The following is an 18683-nucleotide window of genomic DNA, read 5'->3' as shown; positions in this document are numbered from 1 at the left end:
CCGTCTATTCCTGACATTATGCCCAGGATTTAATTGCTGCAATAGAATTTCCCATATCACACAGCTGTTCTTTTACACAAATTGCATCAATCACATAAGTTTTACCCGCAGCTTTTGCTCTTTCAAGGGCTGCCTGTAATTCTTCAGGAGTAAAAACACGCTCGCCCATACATCCAAAGCCTTCCGCCACCTTAATGTAATCAATCGTGCCATCCTGATTATACGGCATACCAACCGCATACTCAAAACCATAAGCTCCCTTCTGATTCTGACGGATTAGCCCCAGATTAGCGTTATTTACAATAACAACAATAATAGGTTTATCAAAAACCGTTGTTACTGCAATTTCCTCTCCCATAAAGGTAAATCCAAAATCACCAAGAACTGTAACTGCATAGTTTTCCGGATGGGCTACCTTCGCCCCGAACGCGGCAGGAATTTCAAAACCAAGTGTGCCGGCGCCTCCAGAGGGTAAATATTTACCAGGTTTATCTATTTTCTGCAGCTGCCCCGACCAAATCTGGACAATTCCGCATCCTGTGGTAAACATGGTATTTTCATCAAAGGCTCTGTTTACTTCATGGAATACTCTGTGCGGCATAATTGGAACATTGTCATAATCCGTCTTTCTTGCCATCTCCTCGCGTAATACCGGAAGAACAGCCACACGTTCATTGGAAAAGTTCTTAAGCTTCTTTGCCTTCGCAGTCTCTTCCAGCAGCTTAATCGCTTCAGCGGCATCTGATACAATACCAAGATCCGGTTCGAATACCTTTCCTATCTGGGATTCACAGATATCAATATGTATAAATTTTCTGTCTCCGCGGTATACCTTCAGATCACCTGTATGCCTGTCGGAAAAACGGCATCCGATACCCAATACAACATCTGAATCAAGCAGATATTTATTACCGATTGGCTGTCCGACCTGAATTCCCGCATGGCCGGCATTTAGCGGATGATTTTCAGGAATTCCGCCTTTAGCCATATAGGTTGTGATCACAGGAATCTGATATTCTTCCGCAAAACGAATCAATGCTTCTTCTGCTTCTGCAAGACGTACACCACCGCCCATGATGATAAGCGGATTTTCAGCCTCCGAAAGCATCTCTATCGCTTTTTCAATTTTTTCAGGATCCGGCATTACTTTATTAATTTCTTTAGGTTCGTAGGAATCTATATCAAATTCCAATTCCCCCATCTGCACATCCAGCGGGAAGTCTATCAGTACCGGGCCGGGCTTTCCTTCTCTCATCAGATAAAAAGCTTCTCTCATCATTTCCGGTATTTCTTCGGCTTTCATAGGACGGAACACCTTCTTTGTAACAGTGTCAGCAATGCTTACCATATCAACACACTGGAACGGATCCTGACTCAACTGCCATGTATTGGCCTGTCCTACAATTGCCAGAAGCGGAATGGAATCAATATTGGCTGTATATAAACCTGTAACAAAGTTGGTGGCTCCGGGGCCTGCAGTACAGATCGCAAGTGCAATTTTGTGGCTGGCTCTGAAATATGCATCTGCTGCATGAGTACAAGCCTCCTCATGTCTCATCCCATAATGAGCAATAGGTGCGTTTTCTAAATATTTATACACCGGATTAATACCTGCTCCCGGTATTCCAAAAGCATCTGTAATTCCTTCTTTTACCATAATCTGAACGATTGCTTCTGCTGCTTTTACTCTCATAATTACTCCTATCCACATGCTAAACAGCACATTTAATTTATTATTTAATTGAATAAGTTCTTATTGCCGATCCTGATCAAACCACACATTATCAGCTTTAAGAGTTGCATACAGTTCCTTATAAGGTAAATCTCTGACGTTATCCTTTTTCAGCTTAACACACAGTGCCGCAGCCGTTCCGGCGGCCTGCCCCTGAGCCATACAGGAGACTGTATTTCTTGTTGACATATGTGCATGGTGATCAGAAGTAACCATCATACCAACAGCAAACAGATTTTCCATATTCTTAACCAGCATTGCACGGTACGGGAAACCGTAGGTTTCACCATTTTTCACCTGGAAATGCGGCGCTTCATCATGAAAACCATAAGAAAATACGTCATCACTGAAATGTACGCCGTTAATCACTTCCTCGTTGGAGATATCATAATCGCATGATATACATCTTGCTCTTCTGATAGTGACTGCCGGACTTGTTCTCGCAATAAATGCATTCTCGCTCCCCGGAATGACCTCTTTCAGAAGTTTTAACGCTTCAAACTGCCTTCTTCGCAATTCAAACTCGGCTGCGGATAGCTCTTTTACATCTGTCGGGCTTACCGGCATATGATAGTTTAGCTTAATAAACATAAAATAATTATCATGTAAAGTTGTTGTCACAGTATGCATTCCAAGCTCGGCTGCTTTTTTCCCAAAATTAGGATCAAGCTTATTCCAGTTACCGTCAACACGTATAATCTGCCCGTCCCGGCCGCTTCGTGGTCCAAGTGCATATTCTTTTAAAGCATCATTCTTCTTCAGGAACTGATAATACTTATCAATATCTATACCCCCAATACCCATGCTGTTTGCGACTGCATAATCATTGGGTTCTGTATAGTCCACACCTGCTCTGGCACATACATCTCCATATCCGGTGGAATCGATAACCATTTTGGTAAGCAATACCTGGCTGCCCTGATGATTAACAATAACCACCCCGGTAATTCTGCTGCCTTCCGTCAATACCTCCGCCACCATAGTATTGACATAGATATCAACACCTTCTTCATGGAGCATCTGCATTGCTACATATTTGTACACTTCCACATCCACACAAAGTGTATCTGAATCATAACCGTAATTCATTAAAGTTTCATTATGTCCGGATGCCCCATGCAGCGCCGTCAGTCTATTAATCATTTCTTCCGGCAGCCCTCTTACGACTTTTCTCTTTTCAGTTCCAGGAAACGCCTTCCATAAATTATAGAAGCTATGAAGTCCGCAGCCTCCCTCTGCTGCAATTCCACCCACATACCCTTTACTTTCAACAAGTGCTGTTTTTACCCCCTTTCGGGCTGCCGCTATTGCCGCAAATACGCCGCTCGTTCCACCCCCGCAGATGATAACATCGTACTTGCCCGCAGGAAATTTTCTTTCCGATTGAAGTACATATTCCATAGTCCTGCTCCCCTTTTCCTAATCTAAAAAGACATTCTGCTCCTTCAAAACTTCCCGCAGCTTATCGACATCAAGCTGTCTTGGCAGACATCCCTGTTTTGCGCAAAGTGCTGCCGCAGTCCCTACAGCCTGTCCCTGAGCCATACAGGATACCGTATTTCTTGTTGACATATGTGCATCCCATTCACTGGTAATCATACGGCCAGCCACAAGCAGACCTTCCACTTTTTTAGGCAGAAGTGCCCGATAAGGGATTCCATAATATTTGCCGTCCTTAATCATGATACGCGGCGCGCAGTCATGGAATCCATACAGCATTACTTCATCCGGAAATCTCTTTCCGTTCACAATCTCATCAAGTGACATATCATGCTCACACTCTATAACCCTTGTCAGCCTTACACCAACCCCCACCGGCGTCCAGCTCACATAGGCCTTTTCAAATCCCGGTACATGTTCCCGAAGCATCCTGGATAACGTCATAATCTGGCGACGCAGCTTAATTTCCGCATTACTTAATTCCTCAGTATTTGTTGCATCCACAGCTCTCAGGTTAGCGGCATTAATATAACCATAGTTTCCTTCATATAATGAAAATCCCAGAGGCCCCCACATACCGCTTTTTTCCATGTATTCCTTGAAAATGGGTATCTTTTTCAATTCGAAGCCAAGACGTATTACATCATCCGTTTCACTGCCCTTGTCCGCCCGGATTAACTGGTTGACCATATCATTTTCTTCCAGGAAATGCAGAAGTTTCGGCATATCTACATTCATCATTCCAAAAGGCATACCGACAGATGTTGTATCATGTCTCTTTACAAATGGAGCACCCGCCATTGCTGCAATATCCCCATCACCGGTTGTATCAATCACATTTTCTGCCAATATGGCTTCTCTTCCGGATTTTCCTTCGATAATAACACCGGTAATCCGATCCTCATCCTTAATTACATCTGCAACCATCGTATGAAGAAGCACCGTGACACCGCATTCCTCCAACATCTCAAATGCTACTTCCTTGAATATTTCCCAATCAATTAAAGTAATTACCGAATCATAGCTGCCGCCCTTTTCCTGTTCCAGATGTCCGGGCGATCCTCCTTTTTGTTTCATTCGTTCTATTATTTCATCAGGAATTCCTCTGACCACCTGTACCTTTTCCACACCGGGAAACGCTTTATACAGGTTAAAAAAACTATGCAGCGGGCCCGCACCATTGATCATGGTTCCGCCCACAAAGCCATATCTGTCTATTAATATCGTTTTGGCTCCGTTTCTCGCGGCAGCAATTGCTGCCACGATGCCTGCTGTACCTCCTCCCGCTACAATCGTATCGCATAAGTAATTTACAGGAGTCTGTTTTTCTTCCTTTATATATCTTTTTTCCATTACAAATCCTACCTTTATGTTCTGCTGCGTTTATAATTTAATTCTCATATCATATACATCAATCATCTACTGTAATTACATGATAAGGATAAGGATATACCGGATTGTAGATTCCAGGATACATACTGCAAATACCATTTCTCTTCTGAACAGTGATGTATACCATCAGATCCCAGTCTGCTGTCACATATTCACCCGGAATTACTGCTTCATACCCTTCCCCTGTTTCTGTCATTACCAAAGTATGGAATAATCCTTCTGTCTGATTAACATGTCTGTAATGAAGCACCGGGGTATCCGGCCATATTCCAACACCAGTTTTGCTGACTCTGATTCTGATATCACTGCCGGCTTTTACCTCTGCCGGAAACTCTGAAGACAAACATAATTCTTTTTCTTCTTTTTCCTTTTTATACAAGGTATCAGTTACAGAGGCCCCGTCCAATAATTTTTCTATTGTATTCAAATCCGCCTCAAGTTCTTTTTTCAAATCCCTCCAGGTACCACGTCGTGTTTTGGAACCCGCGGAACTGAAATCCAAATCATGATAGTAAGCCTTATCCCCTTTTTCTGAAAGAAGTTCCCAATATCTCAGAGCTCTCCTGAATAGAGTTTCACATGCTTTTAAATGTGCTGTATCTTTATTATGTTTCCACCAGGCCAGTTCTAACGCTGCTCTGATTTTATATGCGTGATATCTTGCCATATCACAAAGCATACGGAGATCAACCAGCAAGGCCTTATATTCCGCATTATCTCCTTTTTCCGGTACAGCCTGCGCCTGGCTGATTTTTTCCTCTACACCGTCAGCTAATGTCTGAAGCCATCCCGCATACTGCACAGGTGTATATTTACCAGCCATTGTTCCATTCACACAATCCTTTACATACTCTTCTATACCGTAAAACATTCCATGATCACTGGGTTCTGTAGAACCGTAAGTGATCCCGCTCTGAAAATCATACTTCTGCGGAGAATATAAATTATTTTCATCGAACAATGCAAAGCCTGTGCTCATCTCAGTCCAATAACGCAGTGACGGATGAACCGGCATATGTACTGTTGTAATCATCGGAATAATCTTGCTGGCCTCTGCAAGCGCCTGCTCCAGAATCTTTCCTCTCCCTTTTCCAAAATGGGAATCAAATTCCCTCAGCCATACCTTTTCATGTGTATCTGTTCGGTAGCCCAGCCGTCCAAACATCGTATACCACATCCAGAACCTTTCATCTTCCCATTTACCGGAACGTAATGACTCATCTGCAAAAGTATTCCATGCTTCCTTATGTGATAATTCATGTCCATACTTCAGAGATAAAGGTGCATTAACCTGAAATCCGGCAGCCTGGGACAGACTGCAGCTCTTGGAAAAACGTCTTGCATAATCTGCATCTCCCCATAAAAACAGATTGGTTGACCCATAGTTCCATAATCTGAAAATCACATTATAATACCGGGGCTTTTTCAGCATGTCCGCATAAGAATATCTTCGTGAATGATTAAAATTATCAAGCTGTGCCAGCTCTTCGCTTCGCATTGTAGAAAGATGATATGGCAAGGCTGCATGTTCACACCAGTACTTTGTAGGCACTTCTACCTTCAGTCCTCTTGCAAATGCATGCCTGACCATCGTTTCCGTCAGCCCTTTTGCCCGCAAATCAAGTGTAAATGTCTTTCCAAGCTCATTTCCTGCATCGGCAACCGCATCCGCACAGTGATTCCAGAAGGCTTCCGCAGATACCTGTGTTCCCACCCCTGACTCATGATTCACTCTGAACTGTACAATATCAATATCCGGAACTGCTTTTAACAAAGCCTTCATACCACAATAGCAATATTCACTGAGCATATTCTCGTCTTCCGGCAGACCTGATACCAGTTCATCCTGTTCTGTCGTCCAGGGTCTCTGCTGCCAGGTTGCCAAAACAAACTGGATTCCATACTCATGACATAGAGAAATAATTTTACGGAGCATATTCAAATTCTGCTCTCTTTGTTCCGAACCGAATTCCTTCATCCTTATTTGAGGAAATTCCTCTACTTCTGTAAAAAAGGGATAGGGAGGAGACATATAAGCTGTGTCAAATCCCAGAATCAAACAGAAACGGTTAAATCTTGCCTGGGCCAGTCTTTCAAGATAATAACGCCAAAATTCTTCTGACAAAAACCACTCATTATCCAAATGTCCCAGAAGATATCGATCCATACACCTGACTTCATTCTCCGGAATCTCTGTCTGATCCTCCGCGTTAATAAGCGCATCCACCCCTTCTGTCCGTACCTGCTCCGCCATTTCTAAAAGGGTGTACATAAGTCCCACCTGATCCGAACCGGAAAGCAGAAGTATGTTTCCATCCACAGTTTTACACCATTTCCGAATCGTGCTTTGAGGCTCTCTCACAGGCTTTGTTCCTGTGCTTTTCAAAAGAACTTCTACACGCTGGTCCTCTACACTTCCTACGACAAGAACAAAACCATCCAAATCTTTTTTTTCTGTAAAATGATTTAAAACCTCAACCTGATATCCTGCTTCCTTTATGGCAGTTTCCAGTTTGTTTTTACCATAAACTGCACATCCCTCAACATCAAAATAACAGATACTTTGTTTTCTGCTTTCTCCCATAATGCTTTTTCTCCTCCCTCTGATGGGCATTTAACTATGCTATTCCAGCTGAATATTCGTCTTATCCATTATTCTTTCATTCCAGATGTGGCAATCCCTGCAACAAATTGTTTCTGAAATACGAGGAAAACGGCGAATATAGGAATCAACGAACAAACAGATGCTGCCATAATTGCTCCATAACTGGATGCATTTTCATCTTTGAAAAAATTCAATCCCAAAGGAATTGTGGCGAGTTCTTTACTTCTGATATATACCAACGCTGACTCATATTCATTCCAGGATGATACAAACTGAAAAATAATCAATGCACTGAATGCAGGCACTGCAAGCGGTAATATAATTTTAGAAAAAATTGTAAAATGATTCGCACCGTCAATCTTTGCAGATTCACTCAACTCTTCCGGTATCGACATGAAAAACTGTCTGAGCATAAATGTTCCGAATGCAGTAAACATGCCGGGAAGAATCAACGCCCAGTGTGTATTGTAAAGACCAATCGTCCGAAACAGGGTAAATCTCGGTATCAGCATCATCTGTGCCGGAAATGCAAGTGTGGACAGATAAATTAGGAAAATTACGTCTCTTCCTTTGAATTTAATCTTGGCAAATGCATATGCTGCCAAAGAACTTGTAAACACCTCACCTGCAACTGATAATAATGTTACCTTTACAGAATTACCAAAAAAGGTGGAAAAAGGCACATCGGAATTCCATACTCTGTTATAGTTACTCCATGTAAAATTATCCGGGATCCAGTCAATAGGAAAGGCAAAAATGGTATTATCAGGTTTGAAGGAAGCCGAAAGCATCCAGGCAAAGGGCAGCAGCATCGCAACCGATATGATACCCATAATTATGGTAAATATAATTTTAACTATCAGTTTTTTCTTACTGTAACTCAATCTAATCCCCCCTTATTATCCTTCATTTTTTCTTGTAAATATCATCCTGCCGATTGTAAAAATAAATACCAGGAAAAACAATACCCATGCCATAGCCGTTGCATATCCTATTTCATTATACTGGAATGCATTTTTATAAATATAATATACCAGTACTGATGATGAATTGCCCGGTCCGCCTTTTGTCATTACCTGCACCGGGGTAAACACCTGGAATGAACTGATGAAAGATATCATCGTCAGAAAGAACATTGTATTGCTCAGGGAAGGAATTGTTATATAGAAAAATTTCTGAATACCGTTTGCACCATCAATTTCCGCCGACTCATACAAGGACTTGGAAATACCCTGAAGTCCGGCAAGTACTACAATAATATTATAACCGATACGCTGCCAGATACCTACAATTATAATTGACAGCAAAGAGGTACTCGTAGCGTTTAACCACCGCGGCGGATTATCAATTCCCAGTGTCATCAGCACCTGATTAATCGGGCCGTAAGACGGAAGAAATAAAATCATCCAGACCACTGACACCGCTACCATGGAAGATACGTTAGGCAGATAAAAAGCCAACCTTAAAATCCCTTTGCCAAATACGTATTCATTCAGGATGACCGCAAATACCAATGCCAGAAAAATAGCAACCGGCACAAGCACAACACCATAAATTAATGTGTTAATAAGGGAACGGATAAACACATCATCGTGTAGCAATCTGGCATAATTATCAAGACCTACAAATTCCATATTTTTAAAACCGGATGCAAAATTCCATTTTGTTACGCTTAATCCGAGTGCCAGAACCAGCGGTATCAATTTGAATGCAATGTATCCTATGAAGTTTAGCGCCAGAAACGAATAGCCTGCCAGATTTTCTTTTGTCTGGAGTTTCATTGTTCCTGATTTTGTTTTTCCTTTCAATCTTGAACCAGAAATCATAATCACTTCCTATCAGACAGATGGCTTTTTTAAGCGGTATACTCCTCCGTTCATCAAATATTTCAGAAGGAGTATACCAGCATGCGGAATAACCCGCCATCGTCATAATTATTATGTATTAATCAGTTATTATTTTGCTAAATCAGCTGTAATTGCGGCATCCACGCTCTTCTGAAGTTCATTCAGAGCTTCTTCAACTCCCATTTCACCACTGAACACAAGAGACATAATATTTTCCATACCCTCCTGTATTGCCACATAACCCTGTTTAATAGTACAGTCCTTACTTACAAGAGTACGATCCTTCATCATTGTGTCCATTGCCATATCATAATCAAGGCCAGGCTTTTCTTTAAAAATAATTTCATTGAATGCACGTTCATCTTCTTCATTATCAAATTCAACAGCCGGATGCATCGCTTTGGGACCGGCAAACAGGTCAGGTCTGTCAATACAGATATACTTTAAAAGTTCCCAGGCTGCTTCCGGATTTTCTACGTTAGCCGGTATACTTGCTGTTGAAGAATAACAGGTGGTGATTGTTTGTCCACCGTCCGGAGTAGGCATATCCACCATACCGATATCCGTCCCCTCCGGAATCTCACCATAGCTTGATTTCAGGTAAAGACATCCATAAACCGGCGCAATCCACATCGCATATTTTCCATTATAAAGTCCTGCCATACCCACAGGGTCACTATTATACTGTAACGCAGTAATCTCTTCCACAGGGACAATACACTGATCCTTAAACGTCATGTCCACAAAGAACTGCAGACTTTCCCTCATCTCGTCACTTCCGAAAGTTGAAGCTGTAAAATCATCGTTGTAATATGCGTTGTTACCTAATTTCTGCCTTGCTATCAAATCCCAGTAATTATCGGAGCCGCTGCTGCCTGCTGTATCAATCATTGCTCCATATACCTTATCCGCACCGCTGCCGCTTGTTAATTTAATGGCAGTTTCCCTGAAATCTTCCCAGGTCCATCCTGACTGAGGATATTCAAGTCCGGCTTCATCAAACATATTCTTGTTAAAGAACACCATATTAATATTATTGCAGTAAGGAATTGAATAATAATCACCGTTGATATTCTGTGTTTCTTCAATTGCGGTTCCCAGTTTTTCTGCGTAGTCCCATCCTTCTTTATCAAAAAACTGTTTCAGTCCCATGTAAACTCCATCATCCGCTCTCTGTCTTAAATCGGTATGGCTGGCCTGCGTCATAACATCAATTTTTTCTCCTGAAGCCAAAGCGGTATTAATCGTAAGAGTCATGGCATCCGCAAGCTTCTGATAAACCAGGTTATATTTTCCGGCATAGTCCGAATTGAAATTTTCTATCAGCGGCTTAATATTATCCGGATTGGACCATGCGTAAAAATCCAGCTCATATAAACCATCTGAACCTTTATTTTCCTGATTTTCTTCTCCCGTTGTTGCTGCTGCCTGCGGCGTGCTTTCTGCTGCCGGCTGTGCTGGTGTTTCATTGCTGCTTCCACAAGCTGCCATCACTCCTGCTGTCATTGCTACTGTTAACAAAATTGCTATTTTTTTCTTCCATCTGTTCATTTTTGTAATCCTCCCAAATTAATTATAAATAAAAACCCCAGTTACTTTTTCTGCCCTCCCTTCTTCTCTAAATTATTATCTTATCGTTTTCTTGAAACGTTTTGATACCCTTAAAAGCTCTATCCTGTTTATTAGTAACAGGAACTCTCAGACTCTGATGATACTGGTAAGTCCTTCCGGAATAATCGTGATTTTCTTTTCTCTGCCAAGTATGGTATCTGCTATTGACAAAGCATGTTCTAAATTATCGGCAGGAATCAAATGCATTTGCCTGACAAGCTCCGGTTCCGCTGCGCTTACCAGAATTACTGTAAATTTATGAACAATTCTTGCAAATATCTGTGATTGCCATTGATCTGCTTCTGTCTTATTTCTTCCGGTAGATAAAATTTTTTCCAGTATTATTCCAGCATCCTTTTCTTGACTGAAGGTTTTGTAAAATCCTTCTGCTCCGCATCCTTCCCTGCATTCTGCTGCCATAATTATGACGCCGCCCTTTTCACAGCAGTTTTCGGCAGTTGCCATTCCTTTTACCGATTGATATATATTCTGATCCATAGGAAAACCATTATTTGATGTAATCACAATTGGGGATATTATCTTATCGGTTTTACATAACCCTTCCAGAAATTGTACTCCTTTCAAATGTGCATCTTCCGCATCTCCTGCAAACGCACCTATTACCTTGTGTCTTGAATTGATTACCACATTTACAATATAGGCAAGCCCTGCTTTTCGAGCCGCAAAAATCATATCTTCATGAATGGGATTTCCTTCAAGTATGCCATATTGAGCCTTGGGATCAGCAATAAATTCTGCACAATGGTTTGCATATACAGTTTTTCGTGATGCAATCCCAGGAAGAACACTCTTTCGTCCTCCTGAATACCCTGCAAAAAAATGAGGTTCAATAAAACCTTCCGCAATCAGCAAATCTGCCTCTGCAGCCATTTTATTAATAAACAATTCTCCGCCGGACGGCAGCTTCCCCAAATAGACCTGTTCCCTGGCATCACAATCATGAATCACAATAGGTATCTTGTTTACAATTTCCTTGCCAAATTTTTCTGTCAATTCATTACGAGTTGTTTCTCTATGGCATCCGGTAGCAATAAGTATGGTAATCTCGGCATCCGGATTTCCTCTCTTTATTTCCTCAAGCATAAGTGGAATAATCAAACGGCTGGGAACCGGCCTTGTATGGTCGCTGGCAATTATAACAATTTTATTCTTACCTTTTGCTAATTTTTCCAGTCTGCAACATCCATATGGATGTTGCATTGCCTTTTTTATGATTTCATTTTCCGATTCCTCTGTCTCATAACGATCCAAATTACTCGTTATGATTCCCGCTATACGCTTATCACTGATTGTTGTTTCCAAAAAACCTTTTCCATAAGGTATCCTTATTTTCATATTGACTCCCAGCATCAGAACAGTTAATTTACTACATTAATCCATTTTCCTTCAACAAAGGCTTTTAAATCAGCAACAGCAACATCCATCAGTCTTTGCCTGCTTTCCTTGGGTGCCCATGCTATATGAGGCGTTAATATACTGTTATAACAGCCCAGCAGAGGATTATCCGGACTAATCGGTTCACTGGACACAACATCGCACGCTGCGGCATAGACTTTCTTTGTTCTCAATGCCTTTGCCAGATCTTCTTCTTTGATTAAAGCTCCTCTGCTGGTATTAATGAGAATAACACCGTCTTTCATTTTGCTTATATTTTTCTCATTAATAATCCCCTCTGTTTCCGGGAACAACGGACAATTGAGTGAAATTACATCTGATTCTTTCAGTAATTCATCAAGTGATACATACTTGCCAATTGCCTTGCCTGAATCATTCTGATGGGCATCATATGCTATTACCTGCATACCAAAAGCTTTTGCCAACTTACCCACAGCCTGTCCGATCCGTCCAAATCCTATAATTCCCATTGTCTTATCTGCAAGTTCGATTAAAGGATATTTCCAGAAACACCAATCCTCATTCTCTGTCCATTCCCCTCTTTTTACAGCGTCCGAATGTTCTGTAACATGATGACAAATTTCCAGCAGCAATGCAAAAGTCATTTGAGCTACTGCCGTCGTACCATAAGTTGGAATGTTACATACTGGTATTCCCCTTTCTCTTGCCGCTTTTATATCCACAACGTTATATCCTGTAGCAAGTACTCCAACATATCTAATCTGCGGACAAGCTTCAAAAACTTTCCTATCTAAGGGTGTTTTATTGACAATCACAGCTTCTGCATCCCCTATACGGGAAATGACATCTTCTTTGGCTGTCCTGTCATATACGGTCAGTTCTCCCAGTTTTTCAAACCCTTCCCAACTTAAATCACCGGGATTCTCTGTATATCCATCCAAAATTACTATTTTCATATTCATTCCCTCCATTGCTTTTGCAGCTAAAATATTTAATCTTCCAAAATAGCCCAGGCTCTATTAATTACCCTTTTAGTACCGGTAAGTACCACATCTCCGTCTTCTTCCTTCCAGGGCTTTACTTCAAAAGAAAGGACATATGGATTAGCTGCATCAAGAAAACCTTCTTCCTTCAATACCCTGAAAAAATCCAACAGCTGAACTGTATCATTTGCACTGTCCGGGAATCCAAACCGTGGATGCTGATCCCCATATGCCTCATAACCCTTTTTTATTACCGCATTGCCTATATGGAAGTGCGTAATATAAGGTCTTAATGTCCGAATTACAAACTTTGAGGTTTCATAGGTGGTAGGAAAATGGGACAAATCAACAATTAATCCAAAATTGCTGCATCTGCTCCTCATATCCGCAGCAAACCTTGCAGCATATGGAGCCGGTCCTATTAAGGCTTCCTTATCCATATCATAATCAAATACTTCCAGTTCCACAGACATACCTTTTGAAGCTGCATATTCACAAACATTTTCAGTTGTTTTAATTAACTGTAAATACGCTTTTTCTCTGGTTTCTTTTTCCCATTTTCCAGCTAAAAATGCTATTCCCTTCGCTCCCAGATATTCTGCTTCATCCACTGCTTCCAGGAGAGTCCGTTCTGCTTTTTCCCTGCCTTCCTCATTAATATCATTAGGATTGAGCCCCGGTCCCAAAAGCCTTGGCTGTGCACCATAGCAAACCTTCATGTGAGCCTGTTCCAGCATCTCTTTAGCCTTTTCACGAACAAAAGCATCCTTTATCTGGGTTACTTCCAGTGCATCAAAGTAATCATCACAGCAAATTGTTTTAATAGAATCCAACAGCTCATATTCTGCCGGAGGATGGCTCATCCACTGGATAGTTCCAATCTGAAAATACTTATGAATTGAATCTTTCATATATAATACCTCGCTTTATTTACACAAAATAACTGCTATGTCATTGACATTAGTTCCTGTAGCTCCAGTCTTGATTAAGCCTCCGATTTTATCAAGTGCATGATAAGAATCATTATTTTTTAATACTTCTTCACAGCTTATCCCCAATGCCTCCAGTTTTTCTGCTGTCCTGCCATCCACAATTCCTCCGGCAGCATCTGTCGGCCCGTCTGTTCCATCGGAACTGATTGCAAAAATTACCACATTATCCAGTCCACGGATTCCCACAGCTGCACTCAATGCAATTTCCTGATTTCTGCCGCCTTTACCCTTACCTAAAACTTTTACAATAGTTTCTCCTCCCACAATAATTGCACATGGCGGTTTCAGGCTGTAATCTTTCTTTTCTATTACTGTGTGTGCTATAGACGCAATGAATTTTCCCGCTTCTCTTGCCTCACAATCCAGAGTGTTGGATAAAATATATGGCTTATATCCCAGTTCCTTCGCATATTTAGCCGCTGCTTTGCAGAACTCACTGACACTGCCTGTCAAATATGTCTCCACATTATCCACACATCTTGGTGTTTCCTTTTTTAAAGCTGACAAAATATGACTGTCTAGCTTTAGTCCATATTTTTCAATAATACTGAATGCATCTTCACAGGTAGAGGTATCCGCATAAGCAGGTCCTGAAGCAATCATATCCAGTTTATCTCCAAGGATATCAGATAATACGATGGCACATATTTTTGCCGGCGCACAATATGCTGCAAATTTTCCACCTTTTACATCCGACAGCCTTTTTCTTATTGTATTAATTTCAGTAATACTGGCCCCGCATCTTAGGCACTGCTGTGTAACGTTCTGAACATCCTCCAAGGTAATTCCCTGTACTGGTTTTTCAAACAGGGAAGAGCCGCCGCCGGATAGAAGAAAAATAATATTATCTTTTTCTGTTAATTCTTTTACCATATCAATAATTTTCTGAGTGCCCAAAATTGAATTATTGTCCGGTATCGGATGGCCTGCTTCAATAATTTCGAAGTTCTCCAGATTCTGTTTTGAATGTCCATATTTCGTCAGTATAATTCCTTTTCGGATATGACTCCCAAATATCTCCTGACATGTGTGAGCCATTTTCCATGCTGCCTTTCCTACCGCCACAACATAAACATTCTCCATATTTTTTCTGTTGCCTAATACGCTACGGACCGCTTTATCAGGCAATACCTCTTTAATTGCCTTCCGGATTATTATTTCAGCGTCCCGATATGCTGTTTCCATTCCCTGTTTAAACACCTCTGCTTTCCCTACTTAAGCAAGGTAAAGATTTGCTCACCGCTTTTTTGTATGTCTTAATTATAGCTTTGTCATTTTCTTTTCTCTCGTCCCCCTTCACCAAAGATTTCATTTGTTTTTTGTGTCAGCGACACAAAAAAATGGAGTAAAGAAAATCACTCGTTCTTTACTCCATCTTTCACTATTTTCTTAATAAGTAATAATAAAAACATTCCATAAATTCTCTGTCTGAATTTTTTGAAAGGGGATTCATATTCAGGATTTCCCTGATTTTATCCAGCCTGTATACCAATGTATTCTTATGCACATGCAGCCAGTCACTGGCTTTATTTAAATTATACTCATTCTCAATCAAAGCGCCTATTGTCTCCAAATAGTTATCAATAAACTTCTGTCCCAGTTTCTGTCTCAGCATCAGAAAAATCGTATGAAATTCAGTCATTGATGCCATTGACTCCAAATATTTTACAATATAATCATAAAAATAAAAACTTCCTGATTTTCTTATATTCTTCTGCATCCACAGACAATACAGATAAGCCTGTCGGTAATACATAATATCATTTTGCAGCGGCCCTATATATATGCTGGACCTAATATCTGCATTTCTTATATATTGCAGGAATGACGCCAAATACTCTGCAATCATATACTTATAATCCTGCATAATATATCCGATTGGGCAGTCAATAGATTTAAAAATTACCAGAAAACCTTCTCTTGTAATATCTACAAAATCCTGTCTTGAAAAGAATTTGTTATCCTCCAACAGCATCCTCAGTTTTTCGCCACTTACCGCACTATCCTTACATTCTATCAAGATAGGAACACGTACCATCTCTTCTTCCAGATTCAATGCAATGATATATTTTGTCAAATCCTCTCTAACAAAATCATCACTGTACAGGATAAGATGTACCAGCTGTTCCTTTAAATTATATTTTCGCAGGCTTTCAAACTTGTAGGACTCGTACTCCAGCATCAATTCAACAGACATTTTTACAATCTTGGCAACCGGCATAATCTCACGTGGATCTCCGGAGAGACCAACCACTCCCTCTTTTCTTTTGTTTACATGAACCACCATATTAACGCCGCATTTTACACCCTTGTCCAAATCTTCTTTTGTAACGACCCTGCTGTCCTCGTCCCCTTTCATAAGCTGAAATGCCACCTCATGAAATGTACCAACCCTTTCTTTCAACCTGCTCGCTATGATAATCCCATCCTCGTCCATAATATTGATATTATATTCGGTAAACTGTGATAATTTATCAATTAATCGTTCTGCAAACAACCTGTCAATCATCTTTTATATCCCTGCCATTCATTATTTACTACTTTTCTATAGTATAATTACTTTACTCCGTTCTGGCTAGTGATAATTTTTAACATTAGGTTACTTTATTTCTTATATTTTATTATGCCAACCATTTTTTCTGTAATTATATGTCCTTTCATCCATTTTTAAGTTTCTGTACTTTTCCAGATACACTCTTGACTTTTCTGCACTGCCAGTTTATAGTAAAAAAGAATTTAATACAGATGCACGCTAGGGGAGCCGATTGCTGAGACTGAAACCGATGGTTTCTGACCCTTACCACTTGACCCGGGTAATACCGGCGTAAGGAAGCACCTTTGTAAAAGCAAATAAAAAACTGCTTATACCTTCTACATTTGCCTTTACAAAGGAACGTCATATGATTGTAATTGTCCGCGATATAACTGTAATGGTCATTATCGCCGCCTACTTTCATTGTTTCCCCTCTTTGCGTACTAATACCAAGGAGGTTTTTTTATGAGTAAAAGTTCTATCACTGTAAAGCAGGTCGTTTATTCTGGCGTTGCCATTGCACTGGCAACCGTCATCGCCACCGTTATCAAGCTGCCCAGCCTTCCCAACGGCGGTTCCATCACTTTGTTTTCCATGTTAATCGTATGCCTGGTAGGCTATTGGTACGGCCCCAAGGTAGGCATTATCGCTGCGCTGGCTTACGGCGTACTGCAGTTTATTACCGGGCCTTACGTGGTTCATCCCGCCCAGGTGCTCCTGGACTTCCCGCTTGCCTTCGGCGCGCTCGGCCTTTCCGGCTTCTTCAGCAAATCCAAGCATGGGCTTCTGAAGGGTTATCTTGTAGGCGTGGCAGGACGTTTCCTGTTCCATGAAATTTCCGGATTTATTTTCTACACTACATACGTGGGGGATTTTGGAGGAAACATGGCTGCAATCTGGGCCTCTACCTTGTATAACCTGAGCTATATCCTTCCGGAAGCAATCCTTACGGTGATTCTGATTGCACTGCCGCCGGTTGAGAAGGTGATGGGCAGGCTGAAGGTTATGGCTACCAGCAGCAACTAAACTATATCGTTATATAGTCTTGTTTTGTATTGTAAAAAGCATCTTCAAGAATACTGAACAGCTGTACTAAAGAAAAACAGCAGGCAAAATCCGCCTGCTGCTTTTCTTTATCCATGATACTTATACCACAAAAAAACGGCCCTGCCAAAACCCAACAGGACCGTCACACTTCACACCTTATATATTTCGTTCTATTGCAAAACAAGCACAGCCACTGCTCCATCCATCAAAATCCATCTATAGAATCTCAACACTCCAACTATTCCTGTACACCCCACCGCTCTGCACGCTCTTCAATCCCGGCTGTGTGGAAAGGTCTTCCACAATATCCTGCCTGGAAGGCAGGGAGGACCAGGGTTCAATGCAGACATAAGGAGCCTCCGAACGTGTGGCATGCCAGAAGCCCACATAATCCATATCCGGGTAGCTCACCGTCACGCGCCGCTCTCCCTTATCGGATTTAATGGAAACCGTTTTGGGCATATGGGTCAGTACAATCGCGTCATCATCAAAAAGACTGTGCTTCAGAGGAATTTTATTCCCATCGGTAAGGGGATAAGGCGTATCCTTGCCGTCTACAAAGCAGGTGGGTGAAATTCCGATTTTAACAGGGGTATCGTATTCCTTCTGTCCGCCGAATTCCAGATAGTAATCTTCAAAATCCAGTCCATCCTCCATGGGTACCAGGAATCCGGGGTGCCCGCCGATACCGAAATACATGGTTTTTCCGTCATGGTTCTCTACCTGGTAGGTGATGTTGAGCATATCCCCGTCCAACTCATAAATCACGCGGTATGTAAACTCATAAGGATAACAGGCTCTTGTCTCTTCATTGGCATCCAGCCGGAAAACAATGCGCTCCCCGCTCTGTTCCTCCATCGCCAGCTCCGTCACATGGATAAAACCATGGATTGGCATATGATAGGTCACGCCATCCAGCGTATACTTTCCTTCTGTCATACGGGCGATATATGGAAAAAGATTAGGCGCTTTCTCGTCCCAGAATGCCGGATCCGCCTGCCACAGGTACTCCCTCCCGTCTCTGATAATCGACTGGAGCTCCCCGCCCCTGCTGCTTATCTGTACTGTAAGTCTGTCGTTTGCAATCGTATAATTCATAATCCTTCCCCTTCCTGGTTTTTATT

General features: G+C 41.4%; 14 protein-coding genes and 1 riboswitch. Of the genes, 1 reads left to right on the top strand and 13 read right to left on the bottom strand.

Features of this window, described 5'->3' with window-relative positions:
• Positions 1–16 precede the first annotated feature (16 nt).
• The 12 genes from HMPREF1548_RS19865 to HMPREF1548_RS19810 form a co-directional block, all read right to left on the bottom strand.
• On the bottom strand, positions 17–1693 hold the full coding sequence (locus HMPREF1548_RS19865) for a thiamine pyrophosphate-dependent enzyme (protein ID WP_035323011.1): 1677 nt from the start codon (positions 1691–1693) through the stop codon (positions 17–19).
• A gap of 60 nt (positions 1694–1753) precedes the next feature.
• Positions 1754–3133, bottom strand: a complete 1380-nt coding sequence (locus HMPREF1548_RS19860; RefSeq protein ID WP_021638291.1) for an FAD-dependent oxidoreductase — start codon at positions 3131–3133, stop codon at positions 1754–1756.
• A gap of 18 nt (positions 3134–3151) precedes the next feature.
• Positions 3152–4525, bottom strand: a complete 1374-nt coding sequence (locus tag HMPREF1548_RS19855) for an FAD-dependent oxidoreductase (RefSeq protein WP_021638290.1) — start codon at positions 4523–4525, stop codon at positions 3152–3154.
• A gap of 58 nt (positions 4526–4583) precedes the next feature.
• Entirely contained in the window at positions 4584–7148 is a 2565-nt protein-coding gene (locus tag HMPREF1548_RS19850) for a hypothetical protein (RefSeq protein ID WP_035323009.1), read from the bottom strand.
• Positions 7149–7216: 68 nt separating this feature from the next.
• Positions 7217–8053 (bottom strand): carbohydrate ABC transporter permease, encoded by an 837-nt coding sequence (locus HMPREF1548_RS19845; RefSeq protein ID WP_021638288.1) that lies wholly within the window; start codon positions 8051–8053, stop codon positions 7217–7219.
• A gap of 15 nt (positions 8054–8068) precedes the next feature.
• Complete coding sequence (locus HMPREF1548_RS19840; protein WP_035323008.1) at positions 8069–8995, bottom strand: carbohydrate ABC transporter permease; 927 nt, start codon at positions 8993–8995, stop codon at positions 8069–8071.
• A gap of 129 nt (positions 8996–9124) precedes the next feature.
• Complete coding sequence (locus HMPREF1548_RS19835; RefSeq protein WP_021638286.1) at positions 9125–10567, bottom strand: ABC transporter substrate-binding protein; 1443 nt, start codon at positions 10565–10567, stop codon at positions 9125–9127.
• A 147-nt stretch (positions 10568–10714) separates the two neighbouring features.
• Positions 10715–11983, bottom strand: a complete 1269-nt coding sequence (gene larA / locus HMPREF1548_RS19830) for a nickel-dependent lactate racemase (RefSeq protein WP_035323089.1) — start codon at positions 11981–11983, stop codon at positions 10715–10717.
• A 23-nt stretch (positions 11984–12006) separates the two neighbouring features.
• The gene (locus HMPREF1548_RS19825) at positions 12007–12960 is read right to left on the bottom strand and encodes a D-2-hydroxyacid dehydrogenase (RefSeq protein ID WP_035323007.1); all 954 of its coding nucleotides are present in this window, start codon (positions 12958–12960) and stop codon (positions 12007–12009) included.
• Positions 12961–12995: 35 nt separating this feature from the next.
• Entirely contained in the window at positions 12996–13898 is a 903-nt protein-coding gene (locus tag HMPREF1548_RS19820; protein ID WP_021638283.1) for a sugar phosphate isomerase/epimerase family protein, read from the bottom strand.
• 15 nt (positions 13899–13913) lie between these two features.
• Complete coding sequence (locus HMPREF1548_RS19815) at positions 13914–15179, bottom strand: glycerate kinase type-2 family protein (RefSeq protein ID WP_320920271.1); 1266 nt, start codon at positions 15177–15179, stop codon at positions 13914–13916.
• 181 nt (positions 15180–15360) lie between these two features.
• Positions 15361–16488 carry a CdaR family transcriptional regulator gene (locus HMPREF1548_RS19810; RefSeq protein WP_021638281.1) on the bottom strand — a complete coding sequence of 376 codons (1128 nt, stop codon included), beginning with the start codon at positions 16486–16488 and terminating at the stop codon, positions 15361–15363.
• A gap of 235 nt (positions 16489–16723) precedes the next feature.
• Positions 16724–16827, top strand: a riboswitch (TPP riboswitch).
• A gap of 150 nt (positions 16828–16977) precedes the next feature.
• On the opposite strand from HMPREF1548_RS19810, the gene HMPREF1548_RS19800 reads away from it, so the two are divergent.
• On the top strand, positions 16978–17538 hold the full coding sequence (locus HMPREF1548_RS19800) for an energy-coupled thiamine transporter ThiT (protein ID WP_021638280.1): 561 nt from the start codon (positions 16978–16980) through the stop codon (positions 17536–17538).
• 237 nt (positions 17539–17775) lie between these two features.
• On the opposite strand, the gene HMPREF1548_RS19795 is transcribed toward HMPREF1548_RS19800, so the two are convergent.
• Positions 17776–18657 carry an aldose 1-epimerase family protein gene (locus HMPREF1548_RS19795; RefSeq protein WP_021638279.1) on the bottom strand — a complete coding sequence of 294 codons (882 nt, stop codon included), beginning with the start codon at positions 18655–18657 and terminating at the stop codon, positions 17776–17778.
• Positions 18658–18683: the final 26 nt, after the last annotated feature.

It is taken from the genome of Clostridium sp. KLE 1755, assembly GCF_000466465.2.
GTDB lineage: Bacteria > Bacillota > Clostridia > Lachnospirales > Lachnospiraceae > Eisenbergiella > Eisenbergiella porci.
Note: the sequence above shows the minus strand (reverse complement) of the source record. Positions and strands in the feature narration are given on the sequence as shown.